Genomic DNA, 19,406 nt, shown 5'->3' with positions numbered 1-19,406 from the left:
GCCATGCTCGATCCCAATGATGCGCATGCCGCAATCCCGCGTTCCGAGATTCATGCCATCGGCGCGGCAATGGACATCCTGTGGGATGCAATGGCCCCTGCTACAGATACGACACGGTACCGATCATGGTCAGGGTGCGCATCGGCGCGATTGACGGTGCCCGGGTTTTCAGCCCACGTTTGAGCGATACGTCAATCCGCAGACCGTTGGCAAGATGACCGTGCGCGAGGTCTGCAAGGAGTACATGCTCTTCCTCAGGCACCAACAGTCCCCGGATGGATCCTTCCACGAATAAGCCATCGACGCCTTCCAGTTTGGGCTCCGGGAAGTCAAGGGCGCCGGCGCTGATGCCGCAGTTTTGAACAGTGAGACGCAGAACAATGAGACGCAGAAGTGGGAGAGTCTGGGCAGCATCGTAAAGCTGAACTGACGCTCACGCCCTCCCACTTCAGGGTTGCCGCGGCACCGGCGGGCTCAAGGGATCGGGCGGAAAAATCGGGTCCGGCGGGGTGGGGTGCGGATAAGGTTCGTTTGGCTCCAGGGGCCGGTAAGGATCGGGCGGCACCGGCGGGCCCGGAGGCTGTGTTGGATCGGGGTGCCGGGCGGTAGCTCGGGGTCTGGGATGCTCTGTGAGGCTGGTTTATGGCTCATGGTCTTACGCTACGCCGCACCAATTCGAGAGGGAACCCCCAAAGGCGGCAGGTCGGCGTCGTGCTTCAGGTCCGGTTGCTTCCCGGGACACTCAGGAAAAACGCAGCTGATGCTGGCATAGTTCCTACCTTCGGGAAGACTATTTCGTAGAGGCTGGGCATGCGCAAAAAGTTGATTGTCGCGGGAATATTGTTGGTGGTGGCCATCGCTGCCATCTGGGGTGGGAGCGTCATTTACGCGTCGGTGGAGAACGGAAGGGCCGCGGACCAGCTCTCGCTGTCGACTCCAACTTCCGGGGCCGGACCGGTGGGCACGCTCGACGCCGCCGAACTGTCCGGAACGTGGAAAATATCGGCAGGCTCGCAGGCAGGCTATCGGGTGAAGGAGGTGCTCAACGGCCAGGATGTGACGGTGGTCGGTCGGACAACTGAAGTATCCGGGGAAGCGGGCATTGACGGCACCAGTCTGACGTCCGCGACAGCCGTGGTGGAGATGGGCAATGTGGCCACCGATAACGGCAGCCGGGATCGGCAGTTTCAGGGCATCCTGAAAACGGCTGAATTCCCCACCTCAACATTCACGCTCACCTCGCCCGTGGATATTGCCGCAATTGCAGGTGGGTCCGCATCTGCCGAGGCGTCCGGGGAACTGACCATTGCCGGTGTGACGCGAGCCGTGACGGTCAGTTTAAAGGCGCAGACCATGGACGGCAGCGTCGAGGTTCAGGGCTCCATCCCGGTCACGTTCTCCGACTTCGGCATTGCCGCGCCGGACCTGGGCTTCGTCAAGGTGGAGAACACCGGCACCATCGAGATGCTGTTGCAGCTGAAGAGGTAGCGCCCGCCGGTTCAGTCGATCCTAAACGCGAGGCCTCGAACAGCCAGCTCTTCGCCAAGGATCCTGATTGCGTTGGGTCCTACGCCGTGCAGTGCCAGGAGTTCCTTGGCGCTGTGGGTGCTGAGTTGTTCGAAGTTGCTGATACCCGCAGTGGCCAACGCCCGGGCTGCCGGGTTCGAGATGGAGTTCGAGAATTCGGGCGCTGTGCCGCTGTTGGGATTGGTCATGGCTTCATTGTTGCACCAAGGATCCGCAGGGCACCGTGAGGAACGCCGCACTACTCGCCATACAGGGTTCCGGCTGGAATGTCGGTGCCTGCACATACCCTTGAGGCAGCAGGTTTTGTCCACGTATCACGGGTTCAGAACGAAGACCCGAGAATGCAAGGACGTGCCCTCATGATGGGAGCCCACCACGCCGCCAGCGGTGCCGCCGTTTGGCTGGCCCTGACCACCCAGTTCGACGTCGGACTGGGTCATCTTGCGCAGGTGGTTCCGGCACTTCCGGAGCAGCTCACCGTTGGCATGGGGCTGCTGGACCTGACGCCCACGTCCGTGGTGGCCGGGGCGCTGGTGACTGCCGGGGCCGCGCTGGTGCCCGACGCCGACCACCGGAATGCGACCATTGCCCATTCGCTGCCGCCGCTGTCCAACATCATGTGCATCCAGGTGGGGAAAATGTCCGGCGGACACCGGCACGGCACACACTCAATCCTGGGCATGGCCGTCTTCATCGCCATCGCAGCGCTGGCCGGCATGTGGACCATGGAACTGCGTGGTTGGGGCACGATATTTCCGGGTGCCGGACTGTTGGCGGTCATGCTGGCATCCTTTGCGGCCAAGGCGCTGAAGTTCGTTCCTGACACCATGCGCAAGTTTCCGTGGGCGTTGGGGATCGCCGTCGGCACGTTCGTCACGCTCTTTGCCCCGCAGCACGAGTACTGGTTCCCGTTGGCCATGGGACTCGGTGTGGCCGCGCACATCCTAGGCGACATGCTGACCACTGGCGGTTGCAACCTGTTGTGGCCGCTGCGTATCAGGCCGCCGCGCTGGCTGCGGAGGATGCCGCTGGTAAAGAACATCTGGCGCCCCAGCGGAAATGTGGCCATCCCCATCCTCGGCAACGCCGGCTCGGTGCGTGAATGGCTCGTGTTGGTTCCGGTCAGCGCCTACGTTCTCTGGGCCATGGCGGATGCGGTGTTTTCATGACACTGATGCCGGCTGACGGGGCTAAGGGTTCGGCGTCGCTTCACTTCGACGTACCAAAGGTCGGCCGTGTCTGCGCCTGTTCCGCCTGGCCGGTACATGCGCGTGGGATCCTGCTCGCGGCGGGCAACGACCCGGTACAGGTGGCCGTACAAATCCTCCGCGCGGCCGTTCATCTGGCTGCCAAGCAATCTACACCGCTGATCGATTTGCAGCGCCTCTAAAGGGTCCGCCAAGAGCTTGTCCATGGTTCCCGGATCAAAGCGCCGGACCCGGTACAGTCGGGGTGCAGCTTCTGGGCAGCGCGTCACCGCACCCGAAACGAGATGAAATCCACCTCCCGTGTGCCCTGCTGAACGATAGCTAGGGGCCGCCCCGCAAACGGTAGCTGGTGCCCGTGCGGAGATGAATGCAACTGGCTTCCTCGGCGTATTCGAATAGGCCAGCAAGCCCGAGGTCTGGGTGCGATAGGTGAAGATGTCGCCATCATCCATGGTCACCTAGTCCCTTTCCGCCGCACCGCGGCAAGAAATTAGCGAAACACTGACAGTATTTGCCGTGCTGCCGGTGTAGATCAACGCCTGATGATGGCCCAAATCAGCCATACCGGAACTTGAAGCATCGCCAGAATCCATGCCGTTCCAGTCATGGGAATCCAGAATTCTGATGCCGGAAATGCAAAGGACAGGGTCAGCCCCAGCACGGTTGCGCCGACCGTGAGCGACGTGAAAATACCCAACATGATCAGGTGGAACCTGGTCCGGCTCATGCGCCGCTTCTTTGGGTTAATTGTTCTTGGAACCTGAAAATGGGCAGGGTCCTGAGGCCGGATTTGTGCCGGGGATGGGGCTTGGACCATCGATTGCTGCGGCAATGACACAGACATCGGCACTGGCCGTGGCCGCGCCGGCGCATGGTAGCTCGGAGGCGCGTGCTGCGGCATTCTCTGGGTGGGCACTTGTTGTCTGGGAACATCAGGGCGCGGCGTGCTCCTGGCACCGGCGGCAGAATCAGGCTTCAACGCGTTGTAGGGGGCCGGCAAAAGGGTATCTGGGTCTGCCACCACTAGAGGCAGGCCGGCAGGGATTTTCCGCAATGTCAGGGGTGTATTTTGGGCGGGGACAGGGACCGGTGACGCCACCACGGCCAGCGGCTGTGCGGCAGGAGCGTCAGCAACCGGAACGTCAGCCGCACGCTGGGCAACAGCAACAGCAACAGCAACAGCAACAGTCTGGACAGGGGCCTCAGTCGCCCTGGCTACGAGCGCCAAGGTGAGCCGTTCGTCCTTCCTGACGTCTGCTGTGATCCAAGCACCCGGGTTCCGCGACCACTGAAGGAAGTCACCGGCGTCGAACGTTGGCTTGTTGTACTTGGCCGCATTCCTTGCCTTGCCGGATTGCGAACCGACTTCCGCAGTCACTAGCGCCTCGCACTTGGACTTGGTCACGCTGCCAACCGGCTCCAGGCCGAGAAAGACGGCGATGGCTTCCATTTCTTGGCGCGAGTACGTCTTGCCCGCTTCGTCGATGACGGTTCCGGTGAAGCAAACCCGCGCGCCCTTGACGAGGACGGCGGAAATGTCTTGATGGCCAGATTCATCATGGCACGGATCCAGGATCGGGTGCCCGGTCCTGGCTTCCACCCCGCGCAGGAGAGCCCGGGTATGGGCGTTCAGGCTGGTGCGTTCCGCGGTGGTTCGCAAGTGACCGGCCAGCACTGCGTCGGCGGAATCCCCGGCAGCGATCAGCCCTCCCAAGCTGAAGTTTCCGGGGTCCTGGCCGCGAGCCAGAAGGTATCCGGTGCGCTGCTCCGGATCAGGAAAGACGTCGGCGAAAGCATTGTATGTCGTGCCGGAGCCGGCCATGTCACGCACGGTGCGGGCACGGTCCAGCGCGCACGGTGCCCGCAGTCGTTCCGCCTCGCGGCGCGTGAGTTGGCTGCTGTCAATCTCCACACCGAGGGGCATGGGCATAAGGTACCCGTTCCGTTTCAATTCGTAGTCCAAATAGCCAAGGGACTGGTCAATGTCCACGCCCACAGGTGTCCTTCCTGCCAGATAAGGAGCCATGGCCGCCCACGCTTCCGTCAGCAGCGGCGCCAGTTGGACGTCGCTGGCACTGATTCCGTAGGCAGCCCGGGCATCCCCAAGATCGCGTTCGGGATTGACGAGGGTGGTGAGCTCGAGACCGTCGTCTGTCACGAGGGCAATCTCGATGGGGCGTGGACGCCACGCCCGCCCTTCATCGCCCACGCTGCTGACGCCCAGGTAGACATTGCCCCGGGAAGCCACTTCAGTTCCACCCGACTGCAGGAATCGTCGGATGCGCTGGTCCACCTTCAAATCCTTGGGCTGGATGTCACGCCGCAAGACCAGACCGTCCATGCTGGTGCAGCGGCTCAATGCCACATACAACTGGCCGTAGGCAAAAGTTCCGCCCGCCAGGTCAACAACCATGCGTTCAAGCGTCTGACCCTGGCTCTTGTGAATGGTGATGGCCCACGCAAGTCGGAACGGCAGCTGCGTATAGGTGCCAACAATTTCGTGGCGCAACCGCCCCGCCTCAACCACCGGGCGGTTGATTTCCCATGTGTGCGGTCCCACCTCAGCCTGGGCGCCGCCCGGGAGTTCAACGTCAACGCGGACTTGACCCTTCTCCGTCCGGTGACCCGTGATTCGGCCAATAGTGCCATTGGCCCAACGCCTGTCTGCATCATTGGAGAGAAGCATGATTTGGGCGCCGACCCGATATTCAAGGACATCCTCTGTTGGTCTGTCGAAACCGTCTGCATCCCCCGAGAAAGTCGCGACATGTTGCAGCGCAGGCAGAGGCAGCTGTTCAAGCATCTCGCGGTTCCTGGCACCGGCAATCCGGTTGGTTGTTGACAGAGTCAACCAGAACTCATCCAGCGGAGGCAGAAAGGAAGAGTCTGTTCTGGTGTTGAGAACCGCACGCTCGACATCCTGCAGTGCGCCTTCGCGGACCGAGTTGAGGACGTCCACCAGCTGTGAATCGCCGACCTGGCGAAAGACCTTGGTTAACTCCACGAGCGGGAATTGTTCACGGTCATAGCTGTCTGCTGCGAAGAAATAAGGTGAACTGTAGCGTGTGCTGAAGTATTCGGATTCTGCCTCGGTCACTACTGGCGGGAGCTGGTAAAGATCACCCACCAGCACAATTTGGACGCCGCCAAACCGTGTGCCGGGTTTTGGGCCAAACCGCTCAAGGGCAGCGGCAAGGCAGTCAAACAGATCGGCCCGGATCATGGACGCCTCATCAATGATCAGCGTGTCCAGGCTCTTGATGGTCTTGGAAAAGCGCCCCGGGTAGTACTCGGTGGAATTCACGAACTCCACGGTCGTTCGCGGACTGAAGGAGAACAACCTGTGAATGGTGTAGCCCTCGACATTCAGCGCCGCGATGCCCGTAGGCGCTGCCACTATGACATTTCTACCTGTTGAGGCGAGGAAGTGCCGCACCAAAGTGGACTTGCCAGTACCGGCCTTGCCCGTCAAGAACAGGCTGTTGCCACGGTCGAGCAAGGCCAGTGCTTCCCTGAACTCGTCAGTCAGCACAATATTGTCGGCACCTTCAGGCAGCATGTCCAAGTACTCCTTCATACGGTTGTAACCACAATCATGGCATCACGGTGTGACATGCCAGGCTTCCGTAGTACAAACGACTCCTCCCTGCGTCATCTTCCTGCCTCGCCAATGGCATTCTGCACGGGAGAGGCTGTTAACATGGCTCTTGGAAGCACGACGGCGGTTCCTTTCGTCGCGCCGTTGGTCAAAGTTAGGTTTAAGGCTGGGCATGTACATAAAGATTTGCGGTTTGCAGACTGCTGACACCGTCGCCGCGGCCGTGGATGCCGGTGCTGACGCCATCGGATTTATCTTTTCCCCCAGGAGCCCCCGCACCATCACGGCAGAACTCGCCGCGGAACTGGGGCGAAAGGTGCCAGTCGGCGTGGAGACTGTGGGCGTGTTCCGCAACCAGCCCATGGACGAGGTCCTGGACATGGCCCGCAAAGCGGCCGTGACCACCGTCCAATTGCATGGAGACGAGAGCCTGGCGGACATGGCAAGCGTGCACGCCGCTGGCTTCAAGGCGCTGCGGGCGTTCTCCGCAGATGCCTACAACAACCTCTCCCGTGACGAGAAGCGTGACTGGGAATCCGAGCGGATCCTCCTTGACGCCGTCGAACCTGGCGCCGGTTTCACCTTTGATGCGGCGGTGTTGACAGATGGCACACCCAACGGCTTCTGGCTGCTGGCCGGAGGACTCAACCCTGCAAATGTGGCTGCTGCCGCCTCGGCCATGAAACCTACCGGCGTGGATGTCTCCAGCGGAGTGGAATCCAGCAGGGGAATCAAGGATGAGCAGTTGATCCGCGATTTCATCCTAGCCGCACAGACAGACTCCTAGAGTCGCCAAACCACTGGTGCCTTTCACGCAATCCCGGAACTCAACTCGGCGGGTTCGGGGCCCAAGCCCGCAGCTGGAGAAAGCACGGCTCCGCACCAGGGTAGCGGAAACGTTAGCGGATCCACCTTTGACGTGGATGATGCCGCTACATACGAATTCACCAAGGAAGTTCTGACGCAGCTCGCTGCGCTTACTCCTGGCTCGTACCTGCACATTGGCGGCGACGAATCGCATGTGACCCCGCACAATAAATACGTGACCATGGTCGATGCATTCAGCCGCCAGGTCAACGATTTGGACAAGACGGTCATTGGTTGGAACGAGTACTCCTCTGCGAACCTGCCTGCTGGATCCGTGGTCCAGTACTGGAACCGCGGATTGCAGCAAGCTGCAGACCGTATTTTGGCCAACGATTCCAAGGTGATCCTCTCGCCGGCCTCGAAGACCTACATTCCGCAGCGGCAGGACAACTCCGAGACTGTCGGTGGAACCTGGGCCTGTGGTGGTCCTTACACCCTGGCGAACCATTACAACTGGGACACCGGGGACTTTCCTTCCCGGCGTTGGTGAAGATCGAGTGTTGGGTGTTGAAACGGTCCAGTGGGGCGAATGGTTCCGAGGAATGGAACAGACCGAAAGCTACCAGTACCCGCGGTCACTGGCCACCGCAGAAGTGGGCTGGTCTGCCCAGGCCAACAACCGTCGCTACGACGATTTCGTCCAGCGAGCCGGCGCCTTGGGTGGGAGGAATGGCGCTGCAAGATCTGACACACCTCAAGACCACCGGAGCTAATTGGGCCACGGCACCTGACGCACCTGAATCCGCGCCAAATCTGATAGATCCGGCAACTCTGCCCGCAACATCCCTTGTTGACTTGGCGATTCCCGCTACCGAGTTCGACGGCGGCGAGTACCTCACGCTTCAAAGCGTGCCGGCCAACGCGTGGCTGCTGCTGGCCGTCCACGATGGCTCCAGCGAAGCGAGAGCCGCGGCGACAAATCGTGGGGTGCGAAGCAATGCAGCAGGTGAAGCGCCGTTGAGTGTCCCCACTGGTCTCGCTGCTGGCGAGTACGTGGTGACCGTTCAGGACCCTGAAGGCGTACTGATTGGTTTTGCCGCTTTGGCCATCGCCGAAGAAGTCCTCCCGACAGAAGAGCCACCAGATGACCCAACGACGGACCCCACCACAGAACCCACAGCCACAGCCACTACAACGGCCCCGGTTGTCACAGACCCAGCCACGGACAGCACTACCAGCGCTGCCCCAACGCAGGGAACGGCGTCGCCCACGGCACCGTCCAACGGGACCAATCAGGATGATTTGGCCGCCACAGGCGCCTCATCAACCTTGATGATTGGTGGTGCAGCTTTCGCGCTCATCGCCGGTTTGGTCATTGTGGCCGAATCTCGCAGGCGCTCCAGCCAGCACTAGGTACGAACACACAGAAGCCGGGCACCCCTTTTCCCGAAGGGTGCCCGGCTTTTGCCGCCATATTTTCAAGCCTTGCGAACGCTCCATGCCCAAGCGATCAAGGGGATTTGCAGGGGAAGTCTGATGGCGTGGATTCGCTTGCTCGCAGCTGTTCCCTCTGGCCCGATCGCGCGTCTCAAAGCAGAGACGTGTCCGGCGGTGAATCCCACAAACATGATCGTTGTGGCAATAGCCGTGACTTTGCGGGTACGCGGAATTAGCAATCCAGCAACGGCGAGAGCCTCCGGGGCGGCTGACGCCAGAACCCACTGGTGACGTGTCATCACGCCCCGCTTGTCACCTTTGTCACTGCACAACGACGGCGGAACCACTGGATAGTAAAACGCAGGATTCCTCAGATGGTTGATAGCACTGGCACCCAGGAGGGCCGCCAAGCCCCACGTTTTCACGGTATCTACTCGCGGCATGGACTTCTCTCGATCGTTCCAAAATGGTTTTCGCACAAGCATAGTGGGGGCTCGGAGGAATGGTGTGAGGAAAACGGGAATAGAAGCACCACATTGGGTGCTTACTTTCGTGTGCCGTTGTTCTACAGCGGCAACTAGCCCTGTATATTTCTGGCACCTTTGAACTTTTCCGCACCATACGATCAGGACCCCACCATGTCACTTTCCACCGCTGAAGTCTCCGAAAGGCTTTCAGCCCGGGACCGCACCACCCTCGGCGTTCTCCTCGTTTCAGCCTTTGTGGTGATCCTCAACGAAACCGTCATGAACGTGGCCCTGGCCAAGTTGATGCACGAGTTTGATGTCTCATCCTCAGCCATCCAATGGCTGGCAACCGCGTTCATGTTGACCATGTCCGTGGTCATCCCCACCACGGGCTACCTGCTTAACCGTCTGTCATTGCGCACTATTTTCATCCTGGCGATGGGGCTTTTCTCGGCCGGTACACTCCTGGCAGGGCTGGCTCCGGGCTTTGAAATCTTGCTGGTGGCCCGCGTCGTTCAGGCTTCCGGCACCGCCATCATGTTGCCGCTGTTGATGACCACCATTTTGGATCTGGTTCCTTCACATCGCCGTGGTGCCATCATGGGCAACGTCTCGATCGTGATCTCGGTGGCTCCTGCCATTGGTCCCACACTGTCCGGGCTGATCTTGCATTCGCTGTCCTGGCGTTTCATCTTCCTACTGGTGCTTCCCATTGCATTGCTGGCCTTGATTTTGGGTGCACGGCTGCTGCCAACAGGTGGCGAACGCAGCCGCTCCAAGCTGTCCGTGCCCTCGCTGCTCATTTCCATTCCCGCCTTCGGTGGCTTGGTCTACGGACTCAGCGGTATTGGATCGCCCGACGCCGGCACTCACCTGATTGCCCTCGTGGCCCTAGGTGTCTCACTCGTTTCGCTGGCAGCGTTTGTGCTGCTGCAGCTGCGACTCCAGCGCAGCGATAGCGCGCTCCTAGACATGCGCCCCTTCTTGCACCGCCAGTTCACGCTGGCCCTAGCACTGATGGTCATGGCGATGCTGGCTCTGTTTGGTGTCATCATCTTGCTACCGCTGTACCTCCAAAACGTGCGCGGCCTGGATGTCCTGAATACCGGACTCGTGATGCTCCCCGGCGGCATTCTCATGGGCCTGCTGGCACCCGGGGTGGGTAAGTTGTTCGATAAAGTCGGCGCCCGCCCACTGCTCATGCCCGGTGGTCTGCTGCTATCTGCAGTCCTCTTCGGCTACACACAGCTGAACGAGACCACGCCCCTGGCCATGATCATCGGCATGCACCTTGCCATGTCCCTCGCGCTGGCGTTCATTTTCACGCCCGCTTTTACCGCTGGCCTGAACCCACTCCCGCATTCACTACATTCACACGGCTCGGCTCTGCTCTCCACCTTGCAGCAGCTCGGCGGTGCGGCTGGGACGGCCCTGCTGGTGGGTGTCATGGCTGCTGGAACCGTGGCCGCCGCCGCGGCAGGGAAGGATGAGATCGCTGCCCAGACCGCAGGATTCAGCAATGGTTTCATGGTCGCGGCATGCGTGGCCTTGGGCATTGTGGTCGTTGCCGCTTTCATGGGCAAGTCCGACGCCGAACCCTCCTCGGATGTGAGTGTCACCACCGAAAAGACTGCCACCGCCATCCACTAAAGTGTCCACCAGAGCTTGAGTCTGAGCTTGAGTCTGACTCGAAGTCGGGGACTGGGCCCGGTTCGTTGCCTGTAGTTGTGGCAGCGAGCCGGGCTTTGTCGTTTCTACAGTCGGGAGTCCAGCGAAGAGAACGGGTCAAAGACTGCACCTGGCCCAAAGGCTAATGCTGCGAACCGCTCACCAATGATGCGGTGGGTTTCGCCGTCCGGATGCAGCGCGTCCGGCAGAGGATGTTCCAAGGAGTCCGCTTCACCGTAAAGAGCAAGCCCATCTAGGAAATGTAAGTTCGAATCATGCTCTGCGCGCGAGTGCACGATCCGCTCCAACTCCTTGCGAATACTACGCAAGCTGAGTTTTCCGGCGGCAATCTCTGCAGGATCTCCGGTGGCCGTGAAACGCATTCTCCCTTCTGCGAAGGCAGCCATGTCAAACGCTCCAGGCCCCGGGGTATCTTCGTGGATGCCGCAAAAGATCGGTGAAATCACCAATAGCGGTGTGTCTGGGTGCCCGTCGCGGATGGTATCCAGGAACCCGTGGACGGCTGGTCCGAAGGCGCGCAATCGCATCAGGTCTAGGTTGACGAGGTTGATGCCTATCTTGAGACTGATGGCATCAGCTGGGGTGTCTCTCATGGTGCGCGCCGTGAACGGATCCAGCAGGGCGCTGCCACCAAAGCCGAGATTTGTCAGTTCCACCCCACCCAAGCGAGAAGCGACGGCTGGCCAGATCGCCGTCGGACGTGTGGCGTTGGAGCCGTGGCTGATAGAGCTGCCGTGGTGCAACCACTGGGGGCGTCCACTGTCACGCTGGGGTGCAACAGCTGCATTGCTTCGTAGCGCTAGGAGTTCGGTGGCTTCATTGTGGGGAAGCCAAATTTCGACATTCTTGAGTCCCTCTGGCAGTCCGGTGAAGCTGTTAGTGCAGAGTGGACCTTCGGCCCGGGAAGGAATACCCGTGGCCATGTCTATGGTGGTCAAAGTGCCACCGTTGGTGACGGACTCCCCCAGAACGGTTCCGTCCACGATAAGTTCAATGACTCCATCTGGCCGGGCCGGCGCTCCCGCGTACGTGGTACGGGAACGTAAGGTGTCCAACTCAATGACCGTGGCGGTGGTTTCGAAGGCGATGCGCACTCCCGAGGGCTGCTGCTCCACCATCAAAAGTTGGGGATCACCGTTAGCCTGTGCACGGGCGGCAGCGGGCAGCCGATGCACGATCGTGCCAGTTGCGGTGCTCTCAAGTTCAAGGGCACCGCGAATGAAGACGGACGGGATGGGCTGGGTGGTAATCACATTGCTCCAGAATGAAGGTATAGCCGTGTATCTATGTTTGCTGCAGGCTCCATCCTTGCACGCGTGACTGAAAACTTTTTCGTTCATGCACCACCAAGTACCCCGGTGGGATTAGTGCTGAGCTGCTCCGGCAAAACTTTTCGCTGCTTCCAGTGCCGGTGTTGTCTCCGGTTGCAGTGCCGCTTTGGCCTTGCTGCGGCGGGCCCGGAATATTCCGATAACCTTCTCAAGCAGGATTCCCAGAAGACCGGCCGCTACCATTGCGGCTACCAGGCCTAACAGCGGGTGTTCTTGCAACCACGTACCTGCCACCGCCCCAATAGCCACCGAATAGATGGCCCATAGGGTTGCTGAAAGTGCGGATACTGCCATGAACTTCCGCTGAGGGTATCTGGTGGCACCTGCAGTGAGATTGACGGCAACTCGGGCAACGGGGAGGAATCTTGCCACCAGAATCATCGCTACTCCTCGATATTCAAGCTCCGTCCCGGCTCTCGTAAAGGCCCGCTGCATGACTGGACGACGCATCCAGGCAAACCGGCTGATGCCGATTCTCCGCCCCAGCAGGTACGCGATGTTATCGCCCAGAAAAGCGGCTACGGCGGCCGCCGCCACCAATAATCCAAGGGCTGCCAGGCCATGGCTCACTGCCAATGCGGCCACTGCCACCACCACCGTCTCGCTGGGAATCGGCGGAAAAAAGCCGTCCAGCAGACAGAACAGCACCACTACCGCATACGCCCACGGTTGCCCGGCAGCGGCCATCAAGAAATCAGTCATGAGCACACGCTGCTGTCAGGGTGTTTTGCGAGAATTTCCATAGCTTCAACGCTACGGACAGCTGCGGGGCACCACTAGGGGGCAAACCCCCCACTTAGCCCTGAGGAAACCCTGAGTGAGGGGCGCATATTTCTAAGCGCGCCATCAGGGCGAGTTGCGCCAAGAGCTGTTGGGCGCTTTGCTAGACGGCGTCTTCCTCAACATCGCTGGGACCGGAAAGGTTCATCTCCAATAACGGCACCACCTTGGATTTAGTGACGAATCGGTGAACGATCCAGAGCCCCAGGAAGATGGGGATGCCAATGTAGGAGGACAGGACTTCGACACCGCGGCCGGCCAGGACAGCCTCATAATTTTGCCCGGCAATCACCAAAATGAGCACCGCGAATGCCAGTGCCGGACCGATCGGGAAGAAGGACGCCCTGTACGGCAAATCGTCAACCGTGTTTCCTTGGGCGAGGAATCCCCGCCTGAAACGGTAGTGCGAGACGGCGATTCCCGCCCAGACAATGAACCCACTGAGCCCTGAAACGTTGAGCAGCCAGGCATAAGCTGCACCCTGCCCTACGATGGCGCTCAAGAAACCGAAGAGTCCGACGCCGGATGTGGCCAGTAGCGCCGCCATGGGCACGCCCCGCGCGTTGACTCGGCCGAAAATCTTCGGTGCCTTCCCATCACGGGCCATGGCATAGAGCATGCGTGTGGAGGCGTAGAGCCCGGAATTGCCTGCCGAGAGAATGGCTGTCAGGATAACGGCGTTCATCAGCGCTGCGGCGAAGGCGATCCCTGCGCGTTCAAACACCAAGGTGAACGGGGAAGCGGCAATATCTGCCTCCCCCGATGACAAAAGACTGGGGTCGGTGAAGGGAATCAGGCAGCCGATGACGAAGATGGCACCGACGTAAAAGATCATAATGCGCCAGAAGACGGAGCGGATTGCACGCGGAACCTCTCGCCGCGGGTTCTGGGCCTCGCCAGCTGCAACACCGACCAGTTCGGTGCCTTGAAAAGAGAACCCGGCAATCATGAAGACGGAAATGATGGAAACCCATCCGCCATGGAACACATCCTCGCCCGTTTGCCAGTTCGTCATGCCCGATGGGCCGTCGCCTAGGATGCCAAAGATCATCAGCACACCGGCGATGAGGAATAGGATCACGGCAACAACTTTGATCGAGGAGAGCCAGAATTCACTTTCACCAAAGGCTTTGGCTGAGAGAGCATTCACTCCGGTCAGCAGTAAGAGGAAGCCACCGGCCCACACCCAGCCCGGCACTCCTGGGAACCAAAAGTCCATAATGATGCCCGCAGCAACCAACTCCGCGGCCACGGTTATGGCCCAGTTGAACCAGTAGTTCCAGCCAACGGCAAACCCGAATGATGGCGACACAAAGCGGGTTGCATAGGTCTGAAAAGAACCGGCCACAGGAATCTTGGCAGACATCTCACCCAAGGACTGCATGAGCAAGAAGACCATCAGGCCCACAAGAATGTAGGCGAGAAGTGCTCCACCGGGACCGGCCTGCGCGATGGTGCCACCGGAAGCCACGAACAGGCCCGTGCCAATGGCGCCACCAATCGCGATCATTTGAAGATGGCGGCTTTTGAGGCCTCGCTTAAGCTCGTTGTCCGCCTCGACCGGTTGCGGCCCGTGAGTAGCGCTGACCGCAGGCTTGAGGGCTTCGGTTTTTGTGTCCCCGGATTGATTGCTCATCATTGGCTAAGTGCCGCCTCTCGAGACGTAAGAACCTGTGACGTGGTGGCGGAGAGAACCCTTGCATAGTCCAAGGATTGGTACTGCTGATGCATGTGTGTGACTTTCTGGCTGTGTGCCCCGACGAGTCTCATTCACGAACAGGACACTTCATTATGACGGGGAATTGGCATCCACATGGAATTAGTGATCTGCATCATGCTCATGTGCCGAATGGATGCGCTTGAACGCGGCAAGAGTTGGCGCTTCGCAGGGCAATAGTTCACACGGAGTTGGTCTGAGCGTCACGTTGGCAGGGCAGGCTCCCAAGAGTCATGCCTTGTGCCCAACGAATATCCCGCCGCTAAGGAAAACTCTTGAGAAACAAACAATGGAGATTGCGCACCGCAGTCGGACTCGCCACCCTAGCAATGGCTGGAAGCGGCGTCGCTGTTGCACTGCCGGCCGTTGCTGACACCCCCAACACGGTGCGCATCAATGAGGTCATTCAGAACAACGACACCATTGCCGACGGGGTTGAACTCATCAACACCGGCCAGCAGGCTGTGGATGTTTCTGGGTGGCACATCTCCGACAATAAGCCGGAAAACGTCATAAATTTGCCGGCCGGATCAATAATTGCCCCCGGCGGCTACCTGATGGTGACGGTGGACGATGACACCGCTCCGGTGAAGTTTGGCTTCGGAAAAGAAGACGAAGCCAAGCTCCTCGGTCCCGACGGGACCACAGTGGTGGACTCCTTCGCCTGGAGTGGTCATGTGAGCACCTCCTACGCCCGGTGTTCCGATGGAACCGGAACATTCGCTGTTTCACCGCAGGCCACGCCTGGTGCCGCAAACATCTGCACGGCCCCAGTCGCCGGAAACCTGGTCATCAATGAGATCGAGTCCAGCGGCGGGGAGCCCGGCGATTGGATCGAACTCCTGAATAAAAGTGCTGTTGAGATTGAGTTGGGCGGACTCTCAGTCCGCGATAGCGATGACTCCCATGTCTACACCCTGCCGGCAACTGTCGTGGCGCCGGGGGCCTTCATGGTCTTGAACGAGGCGGAATTCGGCTTCGGGCTCGGTGCCAGCGATTCCGTGCGCCTCTTCGACACGGACGGCGCCACACTCATTGATTCACACACGTGGACTGCCCACTCCCCCACCAGCCTGGGCCGTTGCGCGGACGGAACTGGCGATTTCGCCACCACCGCCACCGCTACTAAGGGTGCTGCGAACGACTGCGTAGCTGTTGCGACGCCAGCGATCCTCGTGAACGAAGTAGAGTCCAGCAATGGCAACCCCGGTGACTGGATTGAATTGTTCAACGCGGGCACAACCGTGGTGGATCTCTCTGCTTGGGTAGTGCGCGACAACGATGACAGCGCCAGCCACGCAGCGGTGCTCCCCGATGGTGCCAGCATTGCTCCGGGCGGTTTCTACGTGGTTGAGGAAAACATGCTCGGCTACGGCCTGGGCAAAGCTGACTCAGCCCGCATCTACCTCCCCGGCGGCCAGGTACTAGTTGATTCCTATTCCTGGACTGCGTGGGGTAACGACGAACACGCCCCGACAACGTTTGGCCGCTGCGCCGATGGCACTGACAACTGGGCAGTGACCACCACTTCCACTAAGGGCGCCCCGAATGACTGCGGCCTCCCCATCCGCATCAATGAGATAGAGTCCGACGGCGGTGTCCCCGGCGATTGGGTAGAACTCACCAACATCGGTGCCACCCCAGTAGATATCTCTGGATTCCTGATCCGTGATGATTCAGAGAAGGCACCCTTCGCCGTTCCTGCCGGAACCACGCTGGGCGCGGGCGCCTACATTGCACTTGATGTTGATACGGCGTTTGGACTGGGCAAGGCTGATGCCGTGCGGCTCTCCGACGCGACCGACACTCAAATTGACGCTCACAGCTACAAAGCTCACGCGGCAACCACCTGGGGACGCTGCCCGAACGGCACTGGTGAGTTTGTGCAGACCAGAGAAGCTACCAAAGGCGCAGCCAATGCTTGCGAAGGCGATCTGATCACGGCCGTATGGCCCGGTTCTGACGCTGTTGCGACCGCAGATGTTGCAAACACCTTCGGCGCTGACATGAGTGGCTTGGCCTTCGAGCCACAGGCCACTGCAGGTGCCGGTACCTTGTGGGCTGTCAACAACGGTGCTGGCTCCTTGCACCGACTGGTTCAAAGCGGTGAGGATTGGGTGGAACAAGGTAACGATGTGTGGGCTGGCATCACGACCCTGCGTTACGCCGATGGCGCCGGTGAGGTTGATGCAGAAGGCGTCGCCATGACGTCCGCCGGACCTTCGGCCGGAATCTTTGTGGCCTCCGAACGAAACAACGCAGCCAGTGGTGTCTCCCGTCCGTCAATTCTGCGTTACGACGCCCTTGGTGGGGCTGACACCTTGGCGGCGACCGCCGAATGGAACCTCGTAGAGGACCTGCCTGTGATCGGCGCGAACGCCGGGCTTGAGGGAATCGCCTGGATCCCCGATACCCAGCTGGTAGCCCAGGGGTTCGTGGACGAATCCACTGCCACCGCCTACAACCCCGCTAGCTACCCGAACCATGGTGCGGGACTGTTTTTCGTTGCGGTGGAAGCCAACGGCATGATTTACGCCTACGCCCTGGACCAGGATGGTTCCGGTTACACCCGCGTGGCCACCATTGAGAGCGGGTTCCCCGGTGTCATGGAACTGGAACTAGATCCGGCCACCGGTTTGCTCTGGGCTATCTGCGACGACACCTGCGAGGGTCGCAGCGCAACTCTGGAAATCACCGGCAGCGGCGAAGGCGCCGGAAACTTTGCGGTCACACAGGTCTTTGAGCGCCCCACCGGCATGCCTAACCTGAACAACTAGGGCTTTGCCATTGCCCCGGCGGTGTTCTGTGTGGATGGGTTCAAGCCTGTGGCGTACTCCGATGACGGACAAACCGACGGGCACGCACTGCGGACCGGCACCATGAATTGCGCCACGACTACAGTGCCAGAGGTGCCCGGCGCCGGTGAAGCCGTTGACGGAGAGCCGAGCCCGAGCAAGTCCCCTCAGGGCACAGATGTACAGCAGCCCAGCCAAAATGCTGCGGACAAGCAAGCTTCTGGTTCCTCGCAGGATCTTGCACAGACCGGAGCAAATGGTGCTGGACTCCTTGGTGGTGCAGCCCTGCTGTTGCTCGGGGGCATGACTGCCTTGGTGTTTGCCAACCGCCGGAGACTGAGTAACCACTAGTTTCTACCGACAGTAAAGAATCACCATTAGAGACACAAGACAGCAGGGTCATCGCTGCTGAATCACTCTGAAAGGGTCGGAGCGCTCGCACATGCGGACGCCCCGGCCCTTTCTGGTTTGAAGCCTGATGCGTTTAAAGCCTATTGCGCGGTCGCTTCTGTCGGCGAGGTGCTTGGAGCCATGGTCGCAATAAGCGCGTACTCAAGGGCAACATCAGGTAGGTCATGATCGGCGTCAGAATGCAGACGTTTAGCAGAACGGCCAGTGCCAACGGCCAATCGCTAGTGACTGGCCCCAGCAAGAAATTTGCCAACAGGCTCACGGGTAGGAATGGCAGGAAGATACTTATGGCCTGCTTCCACCGGGGAGGCACCACCGTTTCTGGAACCGTTATCGAGACATCTCCGGGTTGGTCAAACCAGCCTTCGATTCCCGTTCGATGCTCTACACGGGTGATTTCCATGAGGCCACCACTGCCGTCCATCCACCATTTCCGCTCATGCGAATCGTCCCAGGCGAGCAGTGTTTGCGCGTCGGAAAAGCGGTACATGACGTGCCATTCATTGGAGTCCAGTTTGCTGCGAACCCATCCGGACCCGAGGTAGCCAGGCCACTCTCGGGCAAGCTCCTGCCCAGCCAAGGCCCAGGCAGCGAACTGGCGGTGACAGCCGGGCTGGACGGTACGGGCAATGGACACAGTGACGGGTTGAAGTTGAGGCACCGCACTAGTGTAGTGCCCCACGCAAGCCACTTCCACCATGTGGACACCTCGCTACGAGGGCGTCAGGGAGTAGACAACACCAAGAAGGCGCCGGCCGCACCCAACAGGGCGGACCGGCGTCGTACTTCTTGGGGCGGGTTCTAGTCCACCACTACCCGGGGGAATGCGTCCGGGAGTTTGGCGGTGAGCCAGCTGAGCAGTGGGCCGAGCTGGAGGAGAGTAGCGTTGGCGCGGCCTTTCAGAATTGTAGGGGGGTTCCCGGGGCACGCCATGGTTTGTGTGAATTGCCTTGGAAGGGCGCTAGTGGCGCGGCTTTTCGTAGGTGCCGTGAGTGGCGATGAGTCCCATGATGACGGTGATAATAACGATGACTCCAATGACAATGGCTAGTCCCCACATATTCATGACAGTCAGCTCCTTCAGCTCAGCGGCACAGTGGCCGGCGGCGAACGGTCAGTGGCGGAAATTTGGGTTCGCCTACCCCCATCATGCACCCGCGGGCCAGATCTCTCCAGAGGTGTGCAGACAGGGGAACATGGGCGCCGCTATTATCGAAAGGAATTCTCGTGATCAGCGGAGCCCCCATGGAACTCGGAGCATTCTCAGCCAGTCTCGCGGTCAAGGACCTCAAAGAGTCGGTGGCGTTTTAGGAAAAGCTCGGATTTACCCTCACGTGGGTGATATTTCGCAGAACTGGCTCGTGATGAAGAACGGCGAATCCGTCATTGGATTGTTCCAGGGCATGTTTGAAAGGAACTCGTTGACGTTCAATCCGGGCTGGAGCCAAGATGCCCAAGCTATCGCCCCTTTTAGCGATGTACGTGAAATTCAACAGCAGCTCAAGGAAGCGGGCCTAGAGGTTATGGCCGAGGCGGATCCCGATTCCACCGGGCCGGCCAGCTTCGTGATTCTCGATCCGGACGGTAACCCGGTGATTGTGGACCAGCACGTGTAAGACACCAGCTCAATCAGTATCAG

General features: G+C 60.0%; 19 protein-coding genes. 10 read left to right on the top strand and 9 right to left on the bottom strand.

Annotated features, from left to right (window positions below; genetic code table 11):
* Nucleotides 1-100: 100 nt before the first annotated feature.
* The gene (locus AB0O97_RS04830; protein ID WP_363880556.1) at nucleotides 101-289 is read right to left on the bottom strand and encodes a hypothetical protein; all 189 of its coding nucleotides are present in this window, start codon (nucleotides 287-289) and stop codon (nucleotides 101-103) included.
* A gap of 521 nt (nucleotides 290-810) precedes the next feature.
* Between AB0O97_RS04830 and AB0O97_RS04825 the strand changes: the two genes are divergently transcribed.
* Nucleotides 811-1,488: a YceI family protein gene (locus AB0O97_RS04825; protein ID WP_363880554.1), complete on the top strand. Its 678-nt coding sequence runs from the start codon at nucleotides 811-813 to the stop codon at nucleotides 1,486-1,488.
* An 11-nt stretch (nucleotides 1,489-1,499) separates the two neighbouring features.
* Here AB0O97_RS04825 and AB0O97_RS04820 read toward each other — a convergent pair whose 3' ends face one another.
* Nucleotides 1,500-1,715, bottom strand: coding sequence for a hypothetical protein (locus AB0O97_RS04820; protein WP_363880551.1), 216 nt, complete (start codon nucleotides 1,713-1,715; stop codon nucleotides 1,500-1,502).
* Between the two features lie 171 nt (nucleotides 1,716-1,886).
* Here AB0O97_RS04820 and AB0O97_RS04815 point away from each other — a divergent pair, with 171 nt between their 5' ends.
* Nucleotides 1,887-2,696 carry a metal-dependent hydrolase gene (locus AB0O97_RS04815; protein WP_363880548.1) on the top strand — a complete coding sequence of 270 codons (810 nt, stop codon included), beginning with the start codon at nucleotides 1,887-1,889 and terminating at the stop codon, nucleotides 2,694-2,696.
* Here the strand turns inward: AB0O97_RS04815 and AB0O97_RS04810 are convergent.
* Both AB0O97_RS04810 and AB0O97_RS04805 read right to left on the bottom strand, forming a co-directional pair.
* Complete coding sequence (locus AB0O97_RS04810) at nucleotides 2,657-3,187, bottom strand: hypothetical protein (RefSeq protein ID WP_363880545.1); 531 nt, start codon at nucleotides 3,185-3,187, stop codon at nucleotides 2,657-2,659. The two genes, AB0O97_RS04815 and AB0O97_RS04810, sit on opposite strands and share 40 nt — an antisense overlap.
* Nucleotides 3,188-3,267: 80 nt before the next feature.
* Nucleotides 3,268-6,312, bottom strand: coding sequence for an AAA family ATPase (locus AB0O97_RS04805; protein ID WP_363880541.1), 3,045 nt, complete (start codon nucleotides 6,310-6,312; stop codon nucleotides 3,268-3,270).
* A 193-nt stretch (nucleotides 6,313-6,505) separates the two neighbouring features.
* On the opposite strand from AB0O97_RS04805, the gene AB0O97_RS04800 reads away from it, so the two are divergent.
* From AB0O97_RS04800 to AB0O97_RS04785, 4 genes are read left to right on the top strand one after another with little or no spacing between them, the layout of a single operon-like run.
* Nucleotides 6,506-7,120 (top strand): phosphoribosylanthranilate isomerase, encoded by a 615-nt coding sequence (locus tag AB0O97_RS04800; RefSeq protein WP_363880539.1) that lies wholly within the window; start codon nucleotides 6,506-6,508, stop codon nucleotides 7,118-7,120.
* Between the two features lie 30 nt (nucleotides 7,121-7,150).
* Nucleotides 7,151-7,690: a family 20 glycosylhydrolase gene (locus AB0O97_RS04795; protein WP_363880693.1), complete on the top strand. Its 540-nt coding sequence runs from the start codon at nucleotides 7,151-7,153 to the stop codon at nucleotides 7,688-7,690.
* Nucleotides 7,605-7,913, top strand: a complete 309-nt coding sequence (locus AB0O97_RS04790) for a family 20 glycosylhydrolase (RefSeq protein WP_363880536.1) — start codon at nucleotides 7,605-7,607, stop codon at nucleotides 7,911-7,913. The genes AB0O97_RS04795 and AB0O97_RS04790 overlap by 86 nt, the downstream gene beginning before the upstream one ends.
* Nucleotides 7,870-8,553 (top strand): hypothetical protein, encoded by a 684-nt coding sequence (locus AB0O97_RS04785; RefSeq protein WP_363880533.1) that lies wholly within the window; start codon nucleotides 7,870-7,872, stop codon nucleotides 8,551-8,553. Before AB0O97_RS04790 ends, AB0O97_RS04785 begins: the two co-directional genes overlap by 44 nt.
* Before the next feature lie 65 nt (nucleotides 8,554-8,618).
* Here the strand turns inward: AB0O97_RS04785 and AB0O97_RS04780 are convergent, their stop codons facing one another.
* The gene (locus AB0O97_RS04780; RefSeq protein WP_363880530.1) at nucleotides 8,619-9,020 is read right to left on the bottom strand and encodes a MauE/DoxX family redox-associated membrane protein; all 402 of its coding nucleotides are present in this window, start codon (nucleotides 9,018-9,020) and stop codon (nucleotides 8,619-8,621) included.
* 195 nt (nucleotides 9,021-9,215) lie between these two features.
* On the opposite strand from AB0O97_RS04780, the gene AB0O97_RS04775 reads away from it, so the two are divergent.
* Nucleotides 9,216-10,694 carry an MDR family MFS transporter gene (locus AB0O97_RS04775; protein ID WP_363880528.1) on the top strand — a complete coding sequence of 493 codons (1,479 nt, stop codon included), beginning with the start codon at nucleotides 9,216-9,218 and terminating at the stop codon, nucleotides 10,692-10,694.
* 104 nt (nucleotides 10,695-10,798) lie between these two features.
* On the opposite strand, the gene AB0O97_RS04770 is transcribed toward AB0O97_RS04775, so the two are convergent.
* The 3 genes from AB0O97_RS04770 to AB0O97_RS04760 all read right to left on the bottom strand — a co-directional run bounded on the left by AB0O97_RS04770 (nucleotide 10,799) and on the right by AB0O97_RS04760 (nucleotide 14,483).
* Complete coding sequence (locus tag AB0O97_RS04770) at nucleotides 10,799-11,986, bottom strand: SGNH/GDSL hydrolase family protein (protein WP_363880525.1); 1,188 nt, start codon at nucleotides 11,984-11,986, stop codon at nucleotides 10,799-10,801.
* A 111-nt stretch (nucleotides 11,987-12,097) separates the two neighbouring features.
* Nucleotides 12,098-12,766, bottom strand: coding sequence for a DedA family protein (locus AB0O97_RS04765; protein ID WP_363880522.1), 669 nt, complete (start codon nucleotides 12,764-12,766; stop codon nucleotides 12,098-12,100).
* A 181-nt stretch (nucleotides 12,767-12,947) separates the two neighbouring features.
* Entirely contained in the window at nucleotides 12,948-14,483 is a 1,536-nt protein-coding gene (locus AB0O97_RS04760; protein WP_363880519.1) for an amino acid permease, read from the bottom strand.
* Between the two features lie 353 nt (nucleotides 14,484-14,836).
* On the opposite strand from AB0O97_RS04760, the gene AB0O97_RS04755 reads away from it, so the two are divergent.
* On the top strand, nucleotides 14,837-17,338 hold the full coding sequence (locus tag AB0O97_RS04755; RefSeq protein WP_363880516.1) for a lamin tail domain-containing protein: 2,502 nt from the start codon (nucleotides 14,837-14,839) through the stop codon (nucleotides 17,336-17,338).
* A gap of 48 nt (nucleotides 17,339-17,386) precedes the next feature.
* Nucleotides 17,387-17,707: an LPXTG cell wall anchor domain-containing protein gene (locus tag AB0O97_RS04750; protein WP_363880513.1), complete on the top strand. Its 321-nt coding sequence runs from the start codon at nucleotides 17,387-17,389 to the stop codon at nucleotides 17,705-17,707.
* Nucleotides 17,708-17,840: 133 nt separating this feature from the next.
* Here AB0O97_RS04750 and AB0O97_RS04745 read toward each other — a convergent pair whose 3' ends face one another.
* Nucleotides 17,841-18,428: an antibiotic biosynthesis monooxygenase gene (locus tag AB0O97_RS04745; RefSeq protein WP_363840858.1), complete on the bottom strand. Its 588-nt coding sequence runs from the start codon at nucleotides 18,426-18,428 to the stop codon at nucleotides 17,841-17,843.
* 673 nt (nucleotides 18,429-19,101) lie between these two features.
* Here AB0O97_RS04745 and AB0O97_RS04740 point away from each other — a divergent pair.
* Nucleotides 19,102-19,383: a VOC family protein gene (locus AB0O97_RS04740; protein WP_363880510.1), complete on the top strand. Its 282-nt coding sequence runs from the start codon at nucleotides 19,102-19,104 to the stop codon at nucleotides 19,381-19,383.
* The last annotated feature ends 23 nt before the right edge of the window (nucleotides 19,384-19,406 follow it).

This window comes from Specibacter sp. NPDC078692, from assembly GCF_040686835.1.
Lineage (GTDB): Bacteria > Actinomycetota > Actinomycetes > Actinomycetales > Micrococcaceae > Specibacter.
The sequence above is the reverse complement of the archived record's forward strand: the minus strand, read 5'-3'. Positions and strand labels throughout refer to the sequence as shown.

Bases quoted from the DNA above. Each gene is read 5' to 3' on its own strand.
- AB0O97_RS04780 (WP_363880530.1), bottom strand. From the start codon at position 9,020: ATGCCGCGAGTAGATACCGTGAAAACGTGGGGCTTGGCGGCCCTCCTG.
- AB0O97_RS04800 (WP_363880539.1), top strand. From the start codon at position 6,506: ATGTACATAAAGATTTGCGGTTTGCAGACTGCTGACACCGTCGCCGCG.
- AB0O97_RS04775 (WP_363880528.1), top strand. From the start codon at position 9,216: ATGTCACTTTCCACCGCTGAAGTCTCCGAAAGGCTTTCAGCCCGGGAC.
- AB0O97_RS04820 (WP_363880551.1), bottom strand. From the start codon at position 1,715: ATGACCAATCCCAACAGCGGCACAGCGCCCGAATTCTCGAACTCCATC.
- AB0O97_RS04805 (WP_363880541.1), bottom strand. From the start codon at position 6,312: ATGAAGGAGTACTTGGACATGCTGCCTGAAGGTGCCGACAATATTGTG.
- AB0O97_RS04765 (WP_363880522.1), bottom strand. From the start codon at position 12,766: ATGACTGATTTCTTGATGGCCGCTGCCGGGCAACCGTGGGCGTATGCG.
- AB0O97_RS04785 (WP_363880533.1), top strand. From the start codon at position 7,870: ATGGCGCTGCAAGATCTGACACACCTCAAGACCACCGGAGCTAATTGG.
- AB0O97_RS04810 (WP_363880545.1), bottom strand. From the start codon at position 3,187: ATGGATGATGGCGACATCTTCACCTATCGCACCCAGACCTCGGGCTTG.
- AB0O97_RS04825 (WP_363880554.1), top strand. From the start codon at position 811: ATGCGCAAAAAGTTGATTGTCGCGGGAATATTGTTGGTGGTGGCCATC.
- AB0O97_RS04760 (WP_363880519.1), bottom strand. From the start codon at position 14,483: ATGATGAGCAATCAATCCGGGGACACAAAAACCGAAGCCCTCAAGCCT.
- AB0O97_RS04815 (WP_363880548.1), top strand. From the start codon at position 1,887: ATGATGGGAGCCCACCACGCCGCCAGCGGTGCCGCCGTTTGGCTGGCC.